At 70.0% G+C, this 17,049-nt stretch carries 18 protein-coding genes; 5 read left to right on the top strand and 13 right to left on the bottom strand.

What is annotated here, in order from left to right; translation table 11 throughout:
- Window positions 1-840, bottom strand: a complete 840-nt coding sequence (locus ABD823_RS08890; RefSeq protein WP_344857712.1) for a helix-turn-helix domain-containing protein — start codon at window positions 838-840, stop codon at window positions 1-3.
- A gap of 160 nt (window positions 841-1,000) precedes the next feature.
- Here ABD823_RS08890 and ABD823_RS08885 point away from each other — a divergent pair, with 160 nt between their 5' ends.
- Window positions 1,001-1,663 (top strand): recombinase family protein, encoded by a 663-nt coding sequence (locus ABD823_RS08885; protein WP_344857710.1) that lies wholly within the window; start codon window positions 1,001-1,003, stop codon window positions 1,661-1,663.
- Between the two features lie 95 nt (window positions 1,664-1,758).
- Here ABD823_RS08885 and ABD823_RS08880 read toward each other — a convergent pair whose 3' ends face one another.
- Window positions 1,759-1,989 carry a hypothetical protein gene (locus ABD823_RS08880; protein ID WP_344857708.1) on the bottom strand — a complete coding sequence of 77 codons (231 nt, stop codon included), beginning with the start codon at window positions 1,987-1,989 and terminating at the stop codon, window positions 1,759-1,761.
- 87 nt (window positions 1,990-2,076) lie between these two features.
- Between ABD823_RS08880 and ABD823_RS08875 the strand changes: the two genes are divergently transcribed.
- Window positions 2,077-2,328: a GntR family transcriptional regulator gene (locus tag ABD823_RS08875; RefSeq protein ID WP_196466412.1), complete on the top strand. Its 252-nt coding sequence runs from the start codon at window positions 2,077-2,079 to the stop codon at window positions 2,326-2,328.
- 176 nt (window positions 2,329-2,504) lie between these two features.
- On the opposite strand, the gene ABD823_RS08870 is transcribed toward ABD823_RS08875, so the two are convergent.
- Both ABD823_RS08870 and msrA read right to left on the bottom strand, forming a co-directional pair.
- On the bottom strand, window positions 2,505-3,581 hold the full coding sequence (locus tag ABD823_RS08870) for a hypothetical protein (RefSeq protein WP_344857703.1): 1,077 nt from the start codon (window positions 3,579-3,581) through the stop codon (window positions 2,505-2,507).
- A 111-nt stretch (window positions 3,582-3,692) separates the two neighbouring features.
- The gene (gene msrA, locus ABD823_RS08865) at window positions 3,693-4,379 is read right to left on the bottom strand and encodes a peptide-methionine (S)-S-oxide reductase MsrA (RefSeq protein ID WP_344857701.1); all 687 of its coding nucleotides are present in this window, start codon (window positions 4,377-4,379) and stop codon (window positions 3,693-3,695) included.
- A 145-nt stretch (window positions 4,380-4,524) separates the two neighbouring features.
- On the opposite strand from msrA, the gene rarD reads away from it, so the two are divergent.
- The 3 genes from rarD to ABD823_RS08850 all read left to right on the top strand — a co-directional run bounded on the left by rarD (window position 4,525) and on the right by ABD823_RS08850 (window position 7,334).
- Window positions 4,525-5,436 (top strand): EamA family transporter RarD, encoded by a 912-nt coding sequence (gene rarD, locus ABD823_RS08860; protein ID WP_344857699.1) that lies wholly within the window; start codon window positions 4,525-4,527, stop codon window positions 5,434-5,436.
- Between the two features lie 246 nt (window positions 5,437-5,682).
- Complete coding sequence (locus ABD823_RS08855) at window positions 5,683-6,033, top strand: YciI family protein (RefSeq protein ID WP_344857697.1); 351 nt, start codon at window positions 5,683-5,685, stop codon at window positions 6,031-6,033.
- A 26-nt stretch (window positions 6,034-6,059) separates the two neighbouring features.
- Complete coding sequence (locus ABD823_RS08850) at window positions 6,060-7,334, top strand: RNA polymerase sigma factor (RefSeq protein WP_344857695.1); 1,275 nt, start codon at window positions 6,060-6,062, stop codon at window positions 7,332-7,334.
- A 137-nt stretch (window positions 7,335-7,471) separates the two neighbouring features.
- Here the strand turns inward: ABD823_RS08850 and ABD823_RS08845 are convergent, their stop codons facing one another.
- The 9 genes from ABD823_RS08845 to nuoH form a co-directional block, all read right to left on the bottom strand.
- Entirely contained in the window at window positions 7,472-7,888 is a 417-nt protein-coding gene (locus ABD823_RS08845; protein ID WP_344857693.1) for a MarR family winged helix-turn-helix transcriptional regulator, read from the bottom strand.
- A gap of 78 nt (window positions 7,889-7,966) precedes the next feature.
- Window positions 7,967-8,962 carry a polyprenyl synthetase family protein gene (locus ABD823_RS08840; protein WP_344857691.1) on the bottom strand — a complete coding sequence of 332 codons (996 nt, stop codon included), beginning with the start codon at window positions 8,960-8,962 and terminating at the stop codon, window positions 7,967-7,969.
- 14 nt (window positions 8,963-8,976) lie between these two features.
- Window positions 8,977-10,482, bottom strand: coding sequence for an NADH-quinone oxidoreductase subunit NuoN (nuoN, locus tag ABD823_RS08835; protein ID WP_344857826.1), 1,506 nt, complete (start codon window positions 10,480-10,482; stop codon window positions 8,977-8,979).
- Between the two features lie 44 nt (window positions 10,483-10,526).
- Window positions 10,527-12,080, bottom strand: coding sequence for an NADH-quinone oxidoreductase subunit M (locus ABD823_RS08830; protein WP_344857689.1), 1,554 nt, complete (start codon window positions 12,078-12,080; stop codon window positions 10,527-10,529).
- Window positions 12,080-13,927, bottom strand: coding sequence for an NADH-quinone oxidoreductase subunit L (nuoL, locus tag ABD823_RS08825; protein ID WP_344857824.1), 1,848 nt, complete (start codon window positions 13,925-13,927; stop codon window positions 12,080-12,082). Before nuoL ends, ABD823_RS08830 begins: the two co-directional genes overlap by 1 nt.
- Before the next feature lie 70 nt (window positions 13,928-13,997).
- On the bottom strand, window positions 13,998-14,294 hold the full coding sequence (gene nuoK, locus ABD823_RS08820) for an NADH-quinone oxidoreductase subunit NuoK (RefSeq protein ID WP_344857687.1): 297 nt from the start codon (window positions 14,292-14,294) through the stop codon (window positions 13,998-14,000).
- Window positions 14,291-15,127, bottom strand: a complete 837-nt coding sequence (locus ABD823_RS08815; RefSeq protein ID WP_344857685.1) for an NADH-quinone oxidoreductase subunit J — start codon at window positions 15,125-15,127, stop codon at window positions 14,291-14,293. Before ABD823_RS08815 ends, nuoK begins: the two co-directional genes overlap by 4 nt.
- Complete coding sequence (gene nuoI / locus ABD823_RS08810) at window positions 15,120-15,635, bottom strand: NADH-quinone oxidoreductase subunit NuoI (protein WP_344857683.1); 516 nt, start codon at window positions 15,633-15,635, stop codon at window positions 15,120-15,122. The genes ABD823_RS08815 and nuoI overlap by 8 nt, the downstream gene beginning before the upstream one ends.
- Window positions 15,622-17,007 carry an NADH-quinone oxidoreductase subunit NuoH gene (nuoH, locus tag ABD823_RS08805; protein WP_344857681.1) on the bottom strand — a complete coding sequence of 462 codons (1,386 nt, stop codon included), beginning with the start codon at window positions 17,005-17,007 and terminating at the stop codon, window positions 15,622-15,624. Before nuoH ends, nuoI begins: the two co-directional genes overlap by 14 nt.
- Window positions 17,008-17,049 lie beyond the last annotated feature (42 nt).

Below are 17,049 nucleotides of genomic sequence, written 5' to 3'. Positions count from 1 at the left end.
TCAATCGGCCGGCAGCGGCCAGCCGTCCAGCGCGTGGCCGGGATGTTCACGCAGGAACCGCCGCCGGACTTCGACGTACCGGGTCGGCGTGAGCCCGGTGAACGCCCGGAACTCGTGGCCGAAGTGGGCCTGGTCGAAGTAACCTGCGCCACCGGCGAGGCCGCCCCAGTCGACCGGTCCGGCGGGGTCGATCGCGAACACGGTGGCGGCGAAGCGGTAGGTGCGGGCCAGCCGCTTCGGCGTGACGCCGATGAGCTCCTTGAACCGCTGTGCCAGATGAGTGCTGCTGACACCGGCTGCCACGCTCAGGTCGCCGATCGCCACCGCCCCGCCGGTCGTCGCGATGACGCTGCTCGTATGGCGGACCAGCCCCAGCCCGGCGGTCTCGCACAGCCGTCGCATCAGCTCCTGCTCGAGCAGCGTCAGCATCTCGTGCGGTCCGTCCGCCGTGGCCAGCCGGTCCCGCAGCTCGGCGATGGCGGGCCGGCCCCAGGCCTGCTCCACCGTCACCGGCCGGTCGCACAGCTCGGCCGCGGGCATCGGCAGGAACGGCGCCAGCCCCCACGGCTTGAAGTGCACCCCGACCGACCGGGTCCCCGGCGGGTAACCGAACTCCAACGCGCGGGTGGGTGTGGTGACCACGCAGCCATCGGCGTACTCGGCCGTCTCGATGTCGGTGCCGGCGCGGATGCGGAACGGCGCCCCGAGGTTGACGATGAGCAACGCCGCCGGCATCGGCGGCAGCGTCAGCCGGGCGTACGGCGGCTCACCCGCCAGGTAGTAGAGATCGTCGACCAGCCCGTCCAGCGGCGGCCGCGGCCTTCTTGCTACGTACTCCACACGTCACAGCATCACCGATGGACAGGCGGACCGACAGGTCGCCGCAGGCCGTCGATCGCAGACGATCTCATACGAGAAGGCATGTCCGTCAGGCCTCACCGGAGGTCAGGCCCACCGGACACGCGACCCCGGTGCCAACGAAGGTGTATCTATGTGACCCATGACACGAGCAGCGATCTACTGCCGTATCAGCCAGGACCGCGCGGGCGCCGGACTCGGCGTGGCCCGCCAGGAAGACGACTGCCGCGCGCTGATCGAGCGCCGAGGCTGGCAGGTCGCAGGCATCTACTCCGACAACGACGTCAGCGCCTACTCGGGCAGCCCCCGCCCTGCGTGGCGACGCCTGCTGGCCGACATCGAAGCGGGCGCGATCGACGCGATCGTGTGCTGGCACGTGGACAGACTGACACGCTCCCCACGCGAGCTGGAAGACGTCATCGACCTGGCCGACCGGCGCGGCATCGAACTTGCCACGGTCACCGGGGAGATCGACCTTGCCACCCCGACCGGCCGTCTCATCGCGCGCATGCTGGGGGCAGCCGCCCGCCATGAGGCCGAGCACAAGGCCGAACGGCAAAAGCGTCAACGCCGACAGAACGCCGAGGCGGGCAAGGTCTCCGGCGGCGGCATGCGCCCGTACGGCTACGCCGCCGACCGCATCACCGTCATCGAGGACGAAGCCGAGGTGATCCGCGAGGCCGCACGCCGCGTGCTGGCCGGTGAATCACTGGCCAGCATCTGCCGGGACTTCGAGACCCGGGACATCCGCACCCCCAGCGGCCGGTACTGGCTGCCCACCACCCTTCGTGGTGCGGTTGGGTAACGCGCGTCCGGGATGGACGGCGATGCCCGGACAGCTCGACTCTGAAAGGTCGGCGACATCACCGCGCCAGGCGAGCAGTGCCGGATCTCGCACCGTCATCGCGACGGCGTTGCGGTGGCCTGACGATCGGCCTGCTCGGTGAGGACGCGGCCGAGTGCTTCCAGGGTCGTGGCGGTCACCGTCATGCAGACACCGGCGTCGATCTCGGCCTGGCTGATCCGATAGGCCCGCCGCGTCGCGTACCAGTCGCCGGCCCCGCTGTCGGTCCGACTGCGCCAGATCGCCCAACCGGGGAAGCGGAGTGCCAGTTCCTCGAGCGTCGTCATACGTAAAACGCTACCGAACCTATATATGCCTGTCTATAGCTAAGAGCTTCTATGGCTAGCCGTACGCGGCTACCTACAGTTGCTCGCATGATCGACTACGACCCGACGCGACCCAAGTGGGTACAGATCTACGAGGTCGTACGCGCGCGCATCGAATCGGGTGAGTACCCGCCCCAGTCCCTCATCTCCGAGGTGAAGCTCGAAGCCGAGTTCAGCGTCGCCCGCGTGACCATCCGCAAGGTGACCGCCAAGCTTCGCGAGGACCGCCTCATCGTCACCACGCCCGGCATGGGATCCTTCGTCGCCCCGAAAACGAACGAGACCCCCGAACAGCCCTGAGGCCGCACGAGGAGGTCTCCTCACCTGCTGTGCTCACTGCTTCGAACTCGTCAAGCCCATCGGACAGGGCGACTCGGAGAGGTCATCCGGCCTGACGTCGGTACCGCCGTGGCCGCCAGAGCTTGCGGTCACCTACGGCTGGTACAGGGGAGCCCTTCGCGTCACGATCAATCGGATCAAGTACATGCGGCCTCTTTCCCGACGGACGGATCCGGCAGCGCGAACACGGTGTAACGATCGCCGGGAGCCTTCCAGTACATGAGGATTCCCGAAGAGTCTCCTCCGTTACGGATCACGTTCGGATATCTACGAGACCGCGCGTCCTGAACCTCCGGTTCCGAAGGTTCTGAGGGTTCTGGAGCGTCAAGCAGCCCGGTCTTCCCCGTGCAGCGGTCGTAGACGACCACCGCGTCTCCCCAGATGCCCCCCGGGTCGATCATCGACTGGTCGCGGGCGGCTTCCGGCGCGTCGAACACCCCGTAGCGCTCGCCGACGAAGAGCCCGCCGTGCATGATCTTCCCGGGGACGCGCCGACGATCCGAGCCGTCCAGGCGCTGCACCACCACTTCTTGGCTCTCGTACCTGGAATCCTCACCCGCACTGACACACCACTCAGGCCCGCAGCGGACATCGTGACCGTAACCCACCGCCTGCGTGTCACGCTTCTCACCGGTGACCAGATTGACGACGCCGTCCTCGCCCCGATGCCCCCACGGCCACCGGCTGATGTAGTCGAGTTCCTGGTGGTGGCTGTCCCTGGGCTCACCGCCGGAGAGCGGCACCTCGCGGCTGGTTCCGTCGTATTTCCACCACACGACCTTCCCACCGTCGGCGACCATTCCTGCGACCGTCCCGGGTTCGGGGATGCTCGCGGCGAGGAGCCTCGCGGGCCCGCCCGCCCGCGGTATCGACCACAGGGCCGAGATCTCCGCGTCTCCCTCCATCAAGACGACCTCGCGGTCCCCGACGAAGGCGCTCAGCACCTCACCGAAGAGCCCATCCGCAGGCGGCTCGGCCAGAATCCGATGCCGCCTGCTCCTGCGGTCGTAGGCCAGCATCGCCGTACGGCTCCGCAGCAGGACCTCGCGAGCGTCGAGCATGGCGACGGGCGTCAAGTCACCGAAGCCCTTGATCTCCTGCGGCACCTCGAAGAACGCCCCCGGCCACACCTGCCCGGCGGGCTCAGGGACCGGCAGGGGGTCAGGCTGCGAACACCCGCACAAGCCGCTCACCAGGGCGATGACCACGGCCATTGATCGACGGAACCGCACCTGACCCCCATCTGACCGGAAAACGCTAGGTCGTCCATTTGATCAGGTGAACCGGACGGAAGGAAGATCAGCTCTTACGGCCCGGAGTCGCGTCTACTCATCCGCCGACATCAGGCCCGTCGGGCAGGACCACTGGGACGGGTCACCCAGCTTGACGTTGGTGCCGCCGATCCCGCAGTAGCCGCCGGGGTTCTTGTACAGGTACTGCTGGTGGTACTCCTCGGCGAAGTACAGCTCACCGGCCGGGGCGATCTCGGTGGTGATGGAGCCGTGCCCGGCCTCGGTGAGGACCTTCTGGTAGGCGTCGCGGGAGGCCAGGGCGGCCTTCTCCTGTTCCGGGGAGTGGAAGTAGACCGCCGAGCGGTACTGCGTGCCGATGTCGTTGCCCTGGCGCATGCCCTGGGTGGGGTCGTGGTTCTCCCAGAAGACCCGCAGCAGTTCCTCGTAGGAGGTCTTCGCGGGGTCGAAGACGACCCGGACGACCTCGGCGTGCCCGGTCAGCCCGGTGCAGACCTCCTCGTAGGTCGGGTTGGGGGTGTATCCGCCCGCGTAGCCGACCGCGGTGGACACGACGCCGGGGGTCTGCCAGAACTTCCGCTCGGCGCCCCAGAAGCAGCCCAGGCCGAACTCGGCGACCTGCGTCCCCTCGGGGTACGGCGGGGCGAGGGGGGCGTCGAGGACCATGTGCCGCCCGGGCACCGGCATGCGCGTCTCCCGCCCGGGGAGCGCGTCCTGCGGGGAGACCATGGACGTCTTGTCCCTGCCGAAGAGCCAGCCCATCGGATCCTCCTTCTCCGGCCTTGCGTGGCCTTGTCCGCTCTGCTCAACCGCGTACCCGGCCGCCGTGTTCCCGTTAGCCCTGCTTAATGATCGAGAGAGCGCAACTAAATTGTATTAAACCCCGTAAGTAGTCAAAATAGAGGACATGCCTGAATCACGCCGTGGAGTCCTGTACGGCATCGCCGCCTACAGCATGTGGGGCCTGTTCCCGCTGTACTGGCCGCTTCTGAAGCCCTCCAGCGCGCTGGAGATCCTGGCCCACCGCATGGCGTGGTCGCTCGTCACCGTCGTCGCGATCCTCGTCGTCCGGCGGCACTGGTCCTGGGTCCGCGAGCTCCTGCGCACCCCGCGCAAGCTCGCCCTGTTGACCCTCGCCGCGCTGATCATCACCGCCAACTGGGGTGTCTACATCTACGCCGTCAACACCGGGCACGTCGTGGAGAGCGCACTCGGCTACTTCATCAACCCCCTGGTCAGCGTGCTGTTCGGCGTCGTGCTGCTCAAGGAGCGGCTGCGCCCGCTGCAGTGGGCCGCGGTCGGGCTCGGCGGTCTGGCGGTCGTGGTGCTCACCGTCGACTACGGCCGGCTGCCGTGGATCGCGCTGGTGCTGGCCGCCAGCTTCGGCACCTACGGCCTGGCCAAGAAGGTCGCGCAGGTCGGCCCGGCGGAGAGCATGGCCGTCGAGACGCTCGTCCTGCTGCTCCCGGCGCTCGGCTACATCGGCTACCTGACCTTCCAGGGCACCGGCACCTTCGGCGGCGCGGGAGCCGGGCACGCGCTGCTGCTGGCCGGATCGGGCGTGGTCACCGCGGTCCCGCTGCTCTGCTTCTCCGCCGCCGCGATCCGCGTCCCGCTCACCACGATCGGCCTGCTGCAGTACATCGCCCCGGTGCTGCAGTTCCTCTGCGGCGTGTTCATCGCCCACGAGGTGATGCCGGCCAGCCGCTGGATCGGGTTCGCCATCGTCTGGCTGGCGCTGTCGGTCTTCACCTGGGACAGCCTGCGCACCGCGCACGCCGCCCGCCGCGCGGAGCGGCTGGAGCCCGCCACCGTCTGAGTCTCCCTCCCCCGGCCGCCTCCCGCCCGTTCCCGGCAGGGACCGGGCGGAACCGGACGGGAGCAGCCGGAACCAGACGGGTCATGCGCCGCTCTCCGAAGGCCGTGCCGAGGCCGGTGCGGATACCGTGTCCGTTCCCGGAAGAAATCTCCACGGGTGCTGTCGATCCGGCCGGGTCCCGTTCGTCGTCATGACGTACGGCGAGCGCCGTACGGGGACACGACAGGACGCGGAAAGAGGCGGACCATGAAGTACATGCTGCTCATCCAGGCCGGTGCGATCGACGGGAACGGCGCCGCCGCGGAGTGCACCGTCGAGGACTGGATGTCCTACGACAAGGCCGTGCGGGACGCCGGGATCTACGTCTCGGGCGAGTCACTGGCGGACCTGGTGACCGCCACCACGGTCCGGGTCGGCCCGGACGGCGAGCGGAGCGTCACGGACGGGCCGTTCGCCGAGACGCGCGAGGTCCTCGGCGGCTTCTACGTCATCGACGTGCCGGACCTCGACGCCGCGCTCGACTGGGCGGCCCGCTGCCCCGGCGCGCGCGGCAGCGGGGCGGTCGTGGTGCGGCCGGTCGCCGACTTCGGGGCCTGACGGAGAGACCGGCGAGGAGGGCGACGATGCCGGACCGCAGGGGAACCGGTGCGGGCGGGGCGGTGGAGGCGGTGTTCCGCGAGGAGTACGGCCGGCTGCTCGCCTCCCTCGTGAGCCGTTTCCGCGACCTCGACCTGGCCGAGGAGGTCGCCTCCGAGGCGATCGAGGCGGCGCTGGCGCACTGGCCGGTGGAGGGCGTGCCGGACAGGCCCGGCGCCTGGCTGCTGACGACGGCCCGGCGCAGGGCCGTCGACCGGCTGCGCCGGGACCAGGCGTACGCCGCCCGGCTCGCCCTCATGCAGGTGGAGGCGGAGCGGGCCGGGCCCGGCCCGCCTCCGGAGGCCGGTGGCGCCCTGCCCGACGAGCGGCTGCAGCTGTTCTTCACCTGCGCCCACCTGGCCCTGGCCGCCGACGACCGGGTGGCGCTGACCCTGCGCTGCCTGGCGGGGCTGACGACGCCGGAGGTCGCGCGGGCCTTCCTCGTCCCGCAGGCGACGATGGCCCAGCGGATCGTGCGGGCCAAGAAGAAGATCCGCCAGGCCCGCATCCCGTTCCGGGTGCCCGGCGCCGACGAGCTGCCCGGGCGCCTGCCGGGGGTGCTCCAGGTCCTGTACTCCGTCTTCACGGAGGGGTACGCGGCCAGTTCCGGAGCGGATCTGCAGCGGCCGGACCTGGCGGAGGAGGCCGTGCGGCTGGCGCGGATCCTGCACCGGCTGCTGCCCGCCGAGCGGGAGGTCGCCGGGCTGCTCGCCCTGATGCTGCTGGTCCACGCGCGGCGCGCCGCCCGGACCGGCCCGGACGGCTCCCTGGTGCTGCTGGAGGACCAGGACCGCAGCCGCTGGGACCGGGAGATGATCGGCGAGGGCCTGGCCCTGGTGCCCGCGGCGCTGCGCGGCGGCCCGCCCGGCCCGTACGGCGTGCAGGCGGCGATCGCCGCGCTGCACGACGAGGCCGCCGACGTCGGGAGCACCGACTGGCCGCAGATCGTGGCGCTCTACGACGTGCTGCTGGCGCTGGCGCCGTCCCCGGTCGTGGCGCTGAACCGGGCGGTGGCGGTGGCGATGCGCGACGGCCCGGCGGCGGGTCTGGCGCTGCTCGACGGCCTGGCCGGCGAGCCCCTGCTGCGGGGCCACCACCCGTATCCGGCCGCCCGGGCGGATCTGCTGTGCCGGCTCGGCCGCTTCCCCGAGGCCGCGGCGGCCTACCGGGAGGCGATCGGCCTGGCCGGCACCGAGCCCGAGCGGGCGCACCTGCGGCGCCGGCTGCACGCGGCCGAGCGCTCCGGCTCGGACGTCCGGTGACCTCCTGCGACGTCCGGACTGCTCTCCCTGACCGGCCTGCCCTCCCTGACCGGGCGGCCGCCCCGGCATCTCGCGGCCGTCCCGGCGCCGCGCGGCCCGTCCGCGCCGTACGGTCGCCCCGGTGCCCTACGGCCGGCTCAGCGCCGTACGGTCGCCGGTCCGCGCACGGCCTCGACCAGCTCGTGCAGGGCGGGGTCGGCCCCGGCGCGGTCCAGGGCGGCCTCCAGGGAGCGCTCGTAGGTGGACGAGGCCTCCGCCAGCCGGGTCCGCCCCTCCTGCGTGATCACCGAGTAGACGCCGCGGCGGTCGGCCGCGCACAGGTCGCGGCGGGTCAGCCCGGCCTCCTCCAGGCGGGCGATGAGGCGGGTCACCGAGCTCTGGTTCAGCCCGACCGCCTCGGCGAGCTCCTGCATCCTCAGCTCGCCTTCCTGGGCGGCGGCGAGCTGCTTGAGCGCGCGGTACTCCGACAGGCCCAGGCCGTGGCCGCGCTGCAGCGCCTTGCCCAGCTCGGCCTCCACCCGCGCGTGCAGCAGAGCGAACCGGTCCCACGTCATCGTGAGCCTCCTTGCGACAGAGCACCTGGTCCCGAGCTTACCTGCCGCTGCAAAAGATGCGCACGCAACGAAGTGGGGTCAGCCGGAGCGTTCGACCACGTAGTCGCAGAGGGCGAGATAGGCGGCCCGGGCCGGGATGTCGGGCAGCTCCGCCAGGTCGGCGCGGGCACGGTCGGCCCAGGCGACCAGCTCGGCGCGGGCCCGCTCCATGGCCGGGTTGGCCCGCAGCAGCGTCAGCGCCTCCTCGACGTCCTCCTCGGCGACCGGGCCGGACAGCAGCTCGCGCAGGCGGGCGTCGGCGGGGTCGTCGCCGGAGAGCACGTAGAGCACCGGGAGCGTGCGGATGCCCTCGCGCAGGTCGGTGCCGGGCGTCTTGCCGGACTCGGCCGACTCCGAGGCCACGTCCAGCAGGTCGTCGCCGAGCTGCCAGGCCACGCCGATGGCCTCGCAGGCGCGGGTGAGCCGGTCGGCCACCTCGGGCGAGGCGCCGCTGAGCAGCGCGCCGAAGCGGCCGGAGGTGGCGATGAGGGAGCCGGTCTTGTCGGCCAGCACGTCGATGTAGTGCTGGACCGGGTCGTCCCCGTCGCGGGGGCCGATGGTCTCGCGGATCTGGCCGCGGACCAGGCGGGAGAAGGTCTGGGCCTGGATGCGGATGATGTCCGCGCCGAGGTCGGCGAGGATCTCCGACGCCTGGGCGAACAGGTAGTCGCCGGTGAGGATCGCCACGGTGTTGTTCCACCGGGCGTTGGCCGAGGCCGAGCCCCGGCGGACCGGGGCCTCGTCCATGACGTCGTCGTGGTAGAGCGTCGCCAGGTGGGTCAGCTCGATGACCACGGCCCCGGGGATCACCCCGGGGGCGGTCGGCGTGCCGAACTGCGCGGCGAGGAGCACGAGCATGGCCCGGAACCGCTTGCCGCCGGCCTCGATGAGGTGCCGGGACGCCTCCGTGACGAAGGCGTCCTCGCTCTCCACCGAGGCCCGCAGCATCTTCTCCACCTCGGCCAGGCCTGTGGACAGGTCCTGCGCCAGCCTCTCGTCGACGAGCGGCAGATCGACAACCGGGGGCGCAGCCATGACGTCCTAACTTCCTAGCGGAGGATGAACAGGGCGGAAGCCGCCTCGCCAGCCAGGTCGAGCACCGGCTGGGGGAAGACTCCCAGGACTACGGTAGCCGCCGCCGCCAGAGCGATCACAGCCGAGGTGGCCGCTGAGGGCGTGGCGATGGTCGGGCCGTCGGCGGCGGGCTCGCTGAAGAACATCAGCACGATCACGCGGACGTAGAAGAACGCGGCGATCGCCGAGGTCACGACGCCCACGATGACCAGCGGCAGCGCGCCGCCCGCGTACGCGGCCGCGAAGACCGCGTACTTGCCGAAGAAGCCGCTCGTCAGCGGGATGCCGGCGAAGGCGAGCAGGAAGAACGCGAAGATGCCCGCCAGCACCGGGGCCCGCTTGCCGAGACCGGCCCACCGGGACAGGTGCCCGGCCTCGCCGCCCGCCTCGCGGACCATGGTCGCCACCGCGAAGGCGCCGACCGTGGTGAAGCCGTACGCCGCCAGGTAGAACAGGATCCCGGAGAGCGCGGCCTGGTTCTGCGCGAAGTCGCCCGTCGCGATCACGCCGGTGAGGATGAAGCCCGCGTGCGCGATCGACGAGTAGGCCAGCATGCGCTTGATCTCGGTCTGGGTGATCGCCAGGATCGCGCCGACGACCATGGTCAGGATCGCGACGCCCCACATGACCGGACGCCAGTCCCAGTCCAGGTTGCCCAGGGCGACCCAGAAGACCCGCAGCGTCGCGCCGAAGGCGGAGACCAGGACCGTGGAGGCCATCAGGGCGGTGATCGCGGTGGGCGCGCCCTGGTAGACGTCGGGCTTCCACATCTGGAACGGCGCCGCGCCGATCTTGAACAGCAGGCCGACGCCGAGCAGCGCGACGCCGATGTACAGCAGCGTGTCCTGGCCGGCGACCGTGGCCAGCGCCCCCCTGATGCCGTTCAGGTCGAGCGTGCCGGCGTAGCCGTACGTCATGGCCATGCCGTACAGGAAGATCGCCGAGGAGAACGAGCCGAGCAGGAAGTACTTGAGCGAGGCCTCCTGCGAGAGCAGGCGGCGGTGCCGGGCCAGGCCGCAGAGCAGGTACAGCGGCAGGGAGAGCACTTCCAGGGCCACGAACATGACCAGCAGGTCGTTGGCCGCGGGGAAGAGCATCATGCCGCCGACGGAGAACAGCAGCAGCGGGTAGACCTCGGTCTGGGCGTATCCGCTGCGGACCGCCTCCTCCTCGTCGGTGCTCCCCGGTACGGCCGCCGCCTGCGCGACGAACTGGTCCTCGTCGTTGACGAGCAGCGTGCTGACGATCGCCAGGACGAGGATGACGCCCCAGATGAACAGGGCGGGCCCGTCCGCCGCGACCGCGCCCATGGCCGCGGGCTCGGTCGGCACGCCCTCCCGGACGACCTGGAGGATCGTCAGGACGAACGCGCCGGCCAGCGCCAGCAGCGTCAGCGGCACGTGGACCGAGCGGCGCAGGTAGCGCGGGGCGAACGCCTCGACCAGCACGCCGACGATCGCCGCGCCGAAGACGAGCAGCATCGGCGCGAGCAGGGCGTATTCGATCGTCGGCGCCGTGATGTTGTTCACTGGCCGGACCCCTTCTTCTCAGCGACGGTGGGAGCCGGCTGCTTGTCCGACACCTGGGCGTTGGTCAGCGTCTTGTCCACCGCGGGGTTGATCACGTCGAGCAGCGGCTTGGGGAAGAACCCGAGGGCGATGATCAGGGCGATGAGCGGGGCCACCACCGCGATCTCCCGGCCGTTGAGGTCGGCGAAGCCCTTGACCGCGTCGGCGGTGGGCCCGTTCATCATGCGCTTGTACATCCACAGGATGTAGATGGCCGCCAGGATCACGCCGATCGCACCGATGATCGCCGGGACCGCGTACCGCTCGTAGGTGCCGATCATGACCATGAACTCGCTGACGAACGAGGACAGGCCGGGCAGGGCGAGGCTGGACAGGCCGGCGATCAGGAAGGCGCCCGCGAGCAGCGGGGCGACCTTCTGCACGCCGCCGTAGTCGGCGATCCGGGCCGAACCGCGGCGGTGGATCAGGAACCCGGCGATCAGGAAGAGCGCGCCGGTCGAGAAGCCGTGGTTGACCATGTAGAGCGTGGCGCCGGCCTGCGCGTTCTGCGTCATCGCGAAGACGCCCAGCGCGATGAAGCCGAAGTGCGAGATCGAGGTGTAGGCGATCAGGCGCTTCATGTCGGTCTGGCCGATGGCCACGACGGCGCCGTAGATGATGCCGATCACCGACAGCACGATCACCGGGATCGCGAAGGACTTCGACGCGTCCGGGAACAGCTCCAGGCAGAAGCGGAGCATGCCGTACGTGCCGACCTTGTCCAGCACTCCCACGAGCAGGACGGCGGCGCCGGCCGGGGCCTGCGCGGCGGCGTCGGGCAGCCAGGTGTGGAAGGGCCACAGCGGCGCCTTGACCGCGAACGCGATGAAGAAGCCGGCGAACAGCCACTTCTGCGTGGTCGGGTCCTGGATGACCCCGACCAGCTCGGGGAACATGAAGGTGTTCTTGTCGGCGATCGCGTAGAGCGCGATCACCGCGACCAGCATGAGCAGGCCGCCGAAGAGCGAGTAGAGCAGGAACTTCACGGCCGCGTAGGACCGCTGCACGCCGCCGTACGACCCGATCATGAAGTACATCGGGATCAGCATGGCCTCGAAGAACACGTAGAACAGGAAGATGTCGGTCGCCGCGAAGACGCCGATCATCATCGCCTCCAGCACCAGCAGCAGCGCGAAGTAGGTCTTCGCGGAGCGCTTGGGCGCCGGGGCGTCGCTCCTGCCGTCGGGCGCGGGCCCGTCGGTGTCGTGCCAGGAGGCCAGGACCACGACCGGCACCAGGACCGCCGACAGCGCGATCAGCACCAGGGCGATGCCGTCCACGCCGACGCCGTAGTTCACGCCGAAGGCCGGGATCCAGCTGTAGGTCTCGGTGAACTGGAAGCGCTCGCCGTCCGGGCTGAACTGGACCGCCATGGCGACGGTCAGGCCGAGCACGACCAGCGAGACGAGCAGCGCGAGCTGCTTGGCGAGCTTGTCGCTGCCCTTGGGGAGGCATGCCACCCCCACCGCGCCCAGCACGGGCACGGCCATCAGTATCGAGAGCCAGGGCATCACATGTTCCCTACGTAGAGCAGCGCTCCGACGACCACTGCGGCACCGAAGAAGATGGACAAGGCGTAGGAGCGGGCGTAGCCGGTCTGCACCCGGCGCAGGCGCCCGGAGGTCCCGCCGATGCCCGCGGCCAGGCCGTTGACCAGGCCGTCGATGCCCCGGTTGTCGACGAAGACCGACAGGCGGGTCAGCCACTGCCCGGGCCGCATGAACAGCGACTCGTTCAGCGCGTCGCCGTACAGGTCGCGGCGGGCGAAGGCGGTGAGGAAGGAGCCGCGCGGCGCGACCGCGGGCACCTCGGCTGCGCCGTACCGGAACCACGCGAAGGCGGCGCCGGCGGCGACCAGGGCGAGCGTGGCCAGGCCGGTGACGCTGAGGAAGTGGAACTCCGGCAGCTCCGCCGGCCGGCCGACGGCCGGGGAGAGGAAGATCATGAACCGGTTGCCGAGGACCAGGAAGGCGCCGAGGAAGACCGAGCCGATGGACAGGATGATCAGCGGCCAGGTCATCACGGCGGGCGACTCGTGCGGGTGGGCGTCGTCGGCCCAGCGGCGCTTGCCGAAGAAGGTCATGAAGACCATCCGCGACATGTAGAAGCCGGTGATGCCCGCGCCGACCACGGCGAGCCAGCCCAGGATCGGGCCGCCCTCGTGCATCGCCGTCTCGATGATGCCTTCCTTGGTGAAGTAACCGGACAGCAGCGGGAAGCCGATGATGGCCAGGTAACCGATGATGAAGGTCACCGCGGTGATCTTCATGACGGAGAACAGCCCGCCGTACCGGCGCATGTCGACCTCGTCGTTCATGGCGTGCATGACCGAGCCGGCGCCGAGGAACATGTTGGCCTTGAAGAAGCCGTGCGTGATCAGGTGGCCGATCGCGAAGGCGTAGCCCGCCGGGCCGAGGCCCGCGCCGAGCATCATGTAGCCGATCTGCGACATCGTCGAACCGGCCAGGCCCTTCTTGATGTCGTCCTTCGCGCAACCGATGATCGCACCGGCGAGCAGCGTGGCGACGCCGACGATGGTGACGACCAGCTGCGCGGTCGGGGCGGCCTCGAAGAAGGCGCCGGAGCGCACCACGAGGTAGACGCCGGCGGTGACCATGGTCGCGGCGTGGATGAGGGCCGAGACCGGGGTCGGGCCCTCCATCGCGTCCAGGAGCCAGGCCTGCAGCGGCAGCTGGGCGGACTTGCCGCAGGCGCCGAGCAGGAGCAGCAGGCCGATGGCGGTCAGCGTGCCCTCGGACGCCTGGGTGGTCACGTCGGCGCCCAGGTCGCGGAAGGCCAGCGAGCCGAACGTCGTCCAGATCGTGAACATCGCGATCAGCAGGCCGAAGTCGCCGACGCGGTTGATGATGAACGCCTTCTGGGCGGCGGTGGCCGCGCTCGGCTTGAACTGCCAGAAGCCGATCAGCAGGTAGGACGCGAGACCCACGCCCTCCCAGCCGACGAACAGGCCGAGGTAGTTGTCCGACAGCACCAGCAGGAGCATGGCCGCGACGAACAGGTTCAGGTAGGCGAAGAACCGGCGGCGGTCGTGGTCGTGCGACATGTAGCCGATCGAGTAGATGTGGATCAGCGAGCCCACACCGGTGATCAGCAGCGCGAAGCTGATCGAGAGCGGGTCGATCAGCACGCCCAGGTCCACCATGCCGGGGATGAACTCGAACAGCCCGACCCCGCGGCGGCGCTCGCCCTCCGGCAGGCCGGTCAGCTCCACGAAGGAGGCGACGGCCACCGCGAAGGCGGCCAGCGACATGGCGACGCCGAGGAGGTGGCCCCACCGGTCGGTACGGCGGCCGCCCAGCAGCAGGATCGCGGCGCCGAGCAGCGGCAGGGCGATCATCAGCCAGGAGTAGCCGATCGCCCCACCGGCATGCGTGAGGATCTCAACAGGAGATTCCACCGGCCACCTCTTAGTACTTCAGCAGGTTCGCGTCGTCCACGGACGCCGACCTGCGGGTTCGGAAGATCATCACAATGATGGCGAGGCCGATCACGACCTCCGCCGCGGCCACCACCATCACGAAGAAGGCGATGAGCTGGCCGTCCAGGCTGCCGTGCTGCCCGGCGAAGGTGACGAACGCCAGGTTGCAGGCGTTGAGCATGAGCTCCACGCACATGAACACCACGATCGCGTTGCGCCGCAGCAGCACGCCGAGGGCCCCGATCGAGAACAGCAGCGCGGAGAGCACCAGGTAGTGGGTGGTCACTCGCCGTCCTCCTTGATGATGGCGTCCTTCACCTGGAGCGGCTGCTCCGGCTCGACGCCCTTGTCGCGCTCCTCCTGCTCGCCCTTGGCCAGGGCCTGGCGGATGAGCTCGGCCTTCTCCGGGTCGGTCGGCGTGTAGCCCTCCTCCAGCTCGTGCCGGGCGAGCACCCGGTTGATGGACTTGGCCGAGACCGAGCCGTCCGGCAGCAGGGCCGGCATGTCGATCGCGTTGTGCAGGGCGTAGGTGCCGGGGCCGGGCAGCGGCGAGGGCTGCGGGCCGGCGAAGCGGGCGCGGGCCAGGTCGCGCTGCGTGGCCTTGGGCCGGGTGCGCTCGCGGTGGGCCAGCACCATCGCGCCGAGCGCCGCGGTGATCAGCAGCGCCGAGGTGACCTCGAAGGCGAAGACGTGCCGGGTGAAGATCATCTCTGCCAGGGCGGGGATGTTGCCGCCCTTGGCCTGCGCGGCCTGCCCGACGCCTGGCGCGGTGCCGAAGACCGCGTTGCCGACGCCGAGCACGAGCAGCGCGGCGAAGCCGAGGCCCGCCAGCGCGGCCCAGAAGCGCTGCCCCCTGATCGTCTCCACCAGGGAGTCGGAGGAGTCCACGCCGACGAGCATCAGCACGAACAGGAAGAGCATCATGACCGCACCGGTGTAGACGATGATCTGCACCGCGGCGAGGAAGGGCGCGTCCTGGACGGCGTAGAGCACGGCCAGCGAGAGCATCACCAGCCCGAGCATCAGCGCCGAGTAGACCGCCTTGCGGCTGAAGACGAGTCCGAGCGCGGCGGCCACCGACACGACCGCCAGCACCCAGAACGTGATGGTCTCACCCATTGGTACGTCCCAGCCGGTAGTAGTCCTCTTCGGTCTCGCCGAGACGCATCGCGTGCGGCGGGGCCTCCATGCCCTCGCTCAGCGGCGCCAGGAGCATCTCCTTGGTCCAGATCAGCGCCTCGCGGGACGAGTCGGCGAGCTCGTACTCGTTGGTCATGGTCAGGGCGCGCGTCGGGCACGCCTCGATGCACAGACCGCAGAGGATGCACCGCAGGTAGTTGATCTGGTAGGTGCGCCCGTAGCGCTCCCCCGGGGAGTAGCGCTCGGTCTCGGTGTTGTCGGCGCCCTCCACGTAGATCGCGTCGGCCGGACACGCCCAGGCGCACAGCTCGCAGCCGACGCACTTCTCCAGGCCGTCGGGCCAGCGGTTGAGCTGGTGCCGGCCGTGGAAGCGCGGAGCCGTGGGCCGCTTCTCCTCGGGGTAGTTGACCGTCGGGACCTTCTTGAACATCGTGTGGAAGGTCACGCCGAACCCCTTGACGGGGTTCAGCCAATCAGTTGCTCCCACTGGGAACCTCCGCAGTCTTGTTCGCACGCACCTGGTGCGCGGCCGTTGCGCCGTGGTAGTGCGGCAGGTCGAGCGGCGGCACCGGGAAGCCGCCGGCCTGCGGGTCCTCGCCGAGCTGGCGGAACTCCGCCTCGATCTGGGCGGCCCTGGCCTCCCTGCGCTTCTGCAGGACGCTGTCGAAGCGCCACCAGATCGCGAAGGCGCCGACGACGATGACAGAGGCGATGATCATCACGGCGGTCCGGTCGGTGCCCTCCAGCTGCATGGCGCGGACGGTGGCGACCAGCATGATCCAGCCGAGGTTGAGCGGGATGAGGATCTTCCAGCCCAGCGCCATCAGCTGGTCGTAGCGGACCCGCGGCAGCGAGGCGCGCGCCCAGACGAAGAAGGAGAACAGCAGCACCATCTTCAGGAAGAACCACAGCAGCGGCCACCAGCCGGTGTTGGCCTCCGGCCAGAAGGTGCTGATCGGGGCCGGGGCCCGCCAGCCGCCCATGAACAGGGTGATGGACACGGCCGAGACCACGAAGACGTTGACGTACTCGGCGAGCATGATGACGGCGAACTTCAGCGAGTTGGAGTACTCGGTCTGGAAGCCGCCGACCAGCTCGCCCTCGCCCTCGGGCAGGTCGAAGGGGACCCGGTTGGTCTCGCCCAGCATCGTGATGATGTAGATCAGGAAGGACGGGATCAGCAGGACCATGTACCAGGAGGGCATCGGGATGTCCAGCCCGCCCAGCGTGATCGTGTTGCCCTGGGCCTGCGCCGCGACGATCTCCGAGGTGGACAGCGTGCCCGCGTAGAGGAAGACGCCGACGAACGACAGGCCCATCGCGATCTCGTAGGAGACCACCTGGGCGCTGGCCCGCAGACCGCCCAGCATCGCGTACGGCGAGCGGGAGCCCCACCCGGCGAGCACGATGCCGTAGACGCCGATGGAGGCCATGGCCAGCACCAGCAGCACCGCGACCGGCAGGTCGGTCAGCTGGAGCGGGGTCACCGTGCCGAAGATCGAGACCTTCGGGCCCATCGGGATGACCGAGAAGGCGATGAACGCGGGCGTGGCCAGCACGACCGGGGCGATGAAGTAGATCACCTTGTCCACGGTCCGCGGCATCAGGTCTTCCTTCAGACCCATCTTCAGTCCGTCGGCGACCGACTGGATGATGCCGAACTTGCCCGCCCGGTTGGGGCCGTACCGGTTCTGCATGCGGGAGATGAGCTTGCGCTCGAACCACACGCCGAAGAGCACGCCCAGCATCAGGACGACGAAGATGACGACGGCCTTGAGGATGACGATCCCGATCGGGTCCTTGCCGAAGTCGGCGATGCCCGGCATGTCGGCCGGGGCCGCGAGAAGAGACGTGTTCATGGGTCGCTCACCGCTCCTCGTCCGCTACGCGGACCGCCCGCA

It is taken from the genome of Planomonospora alba, assembly GCF_039534085.1.
Lineage (GTDB): Bacteria > Actinomycetota > Actinomycetes > Streptosporangiales > Streptosporangiaceae > Planomonospora_B > Planomonospora_B alba.
This window is presented reverse-complemented; position numbering and strand designations above follow the sequence as displayed.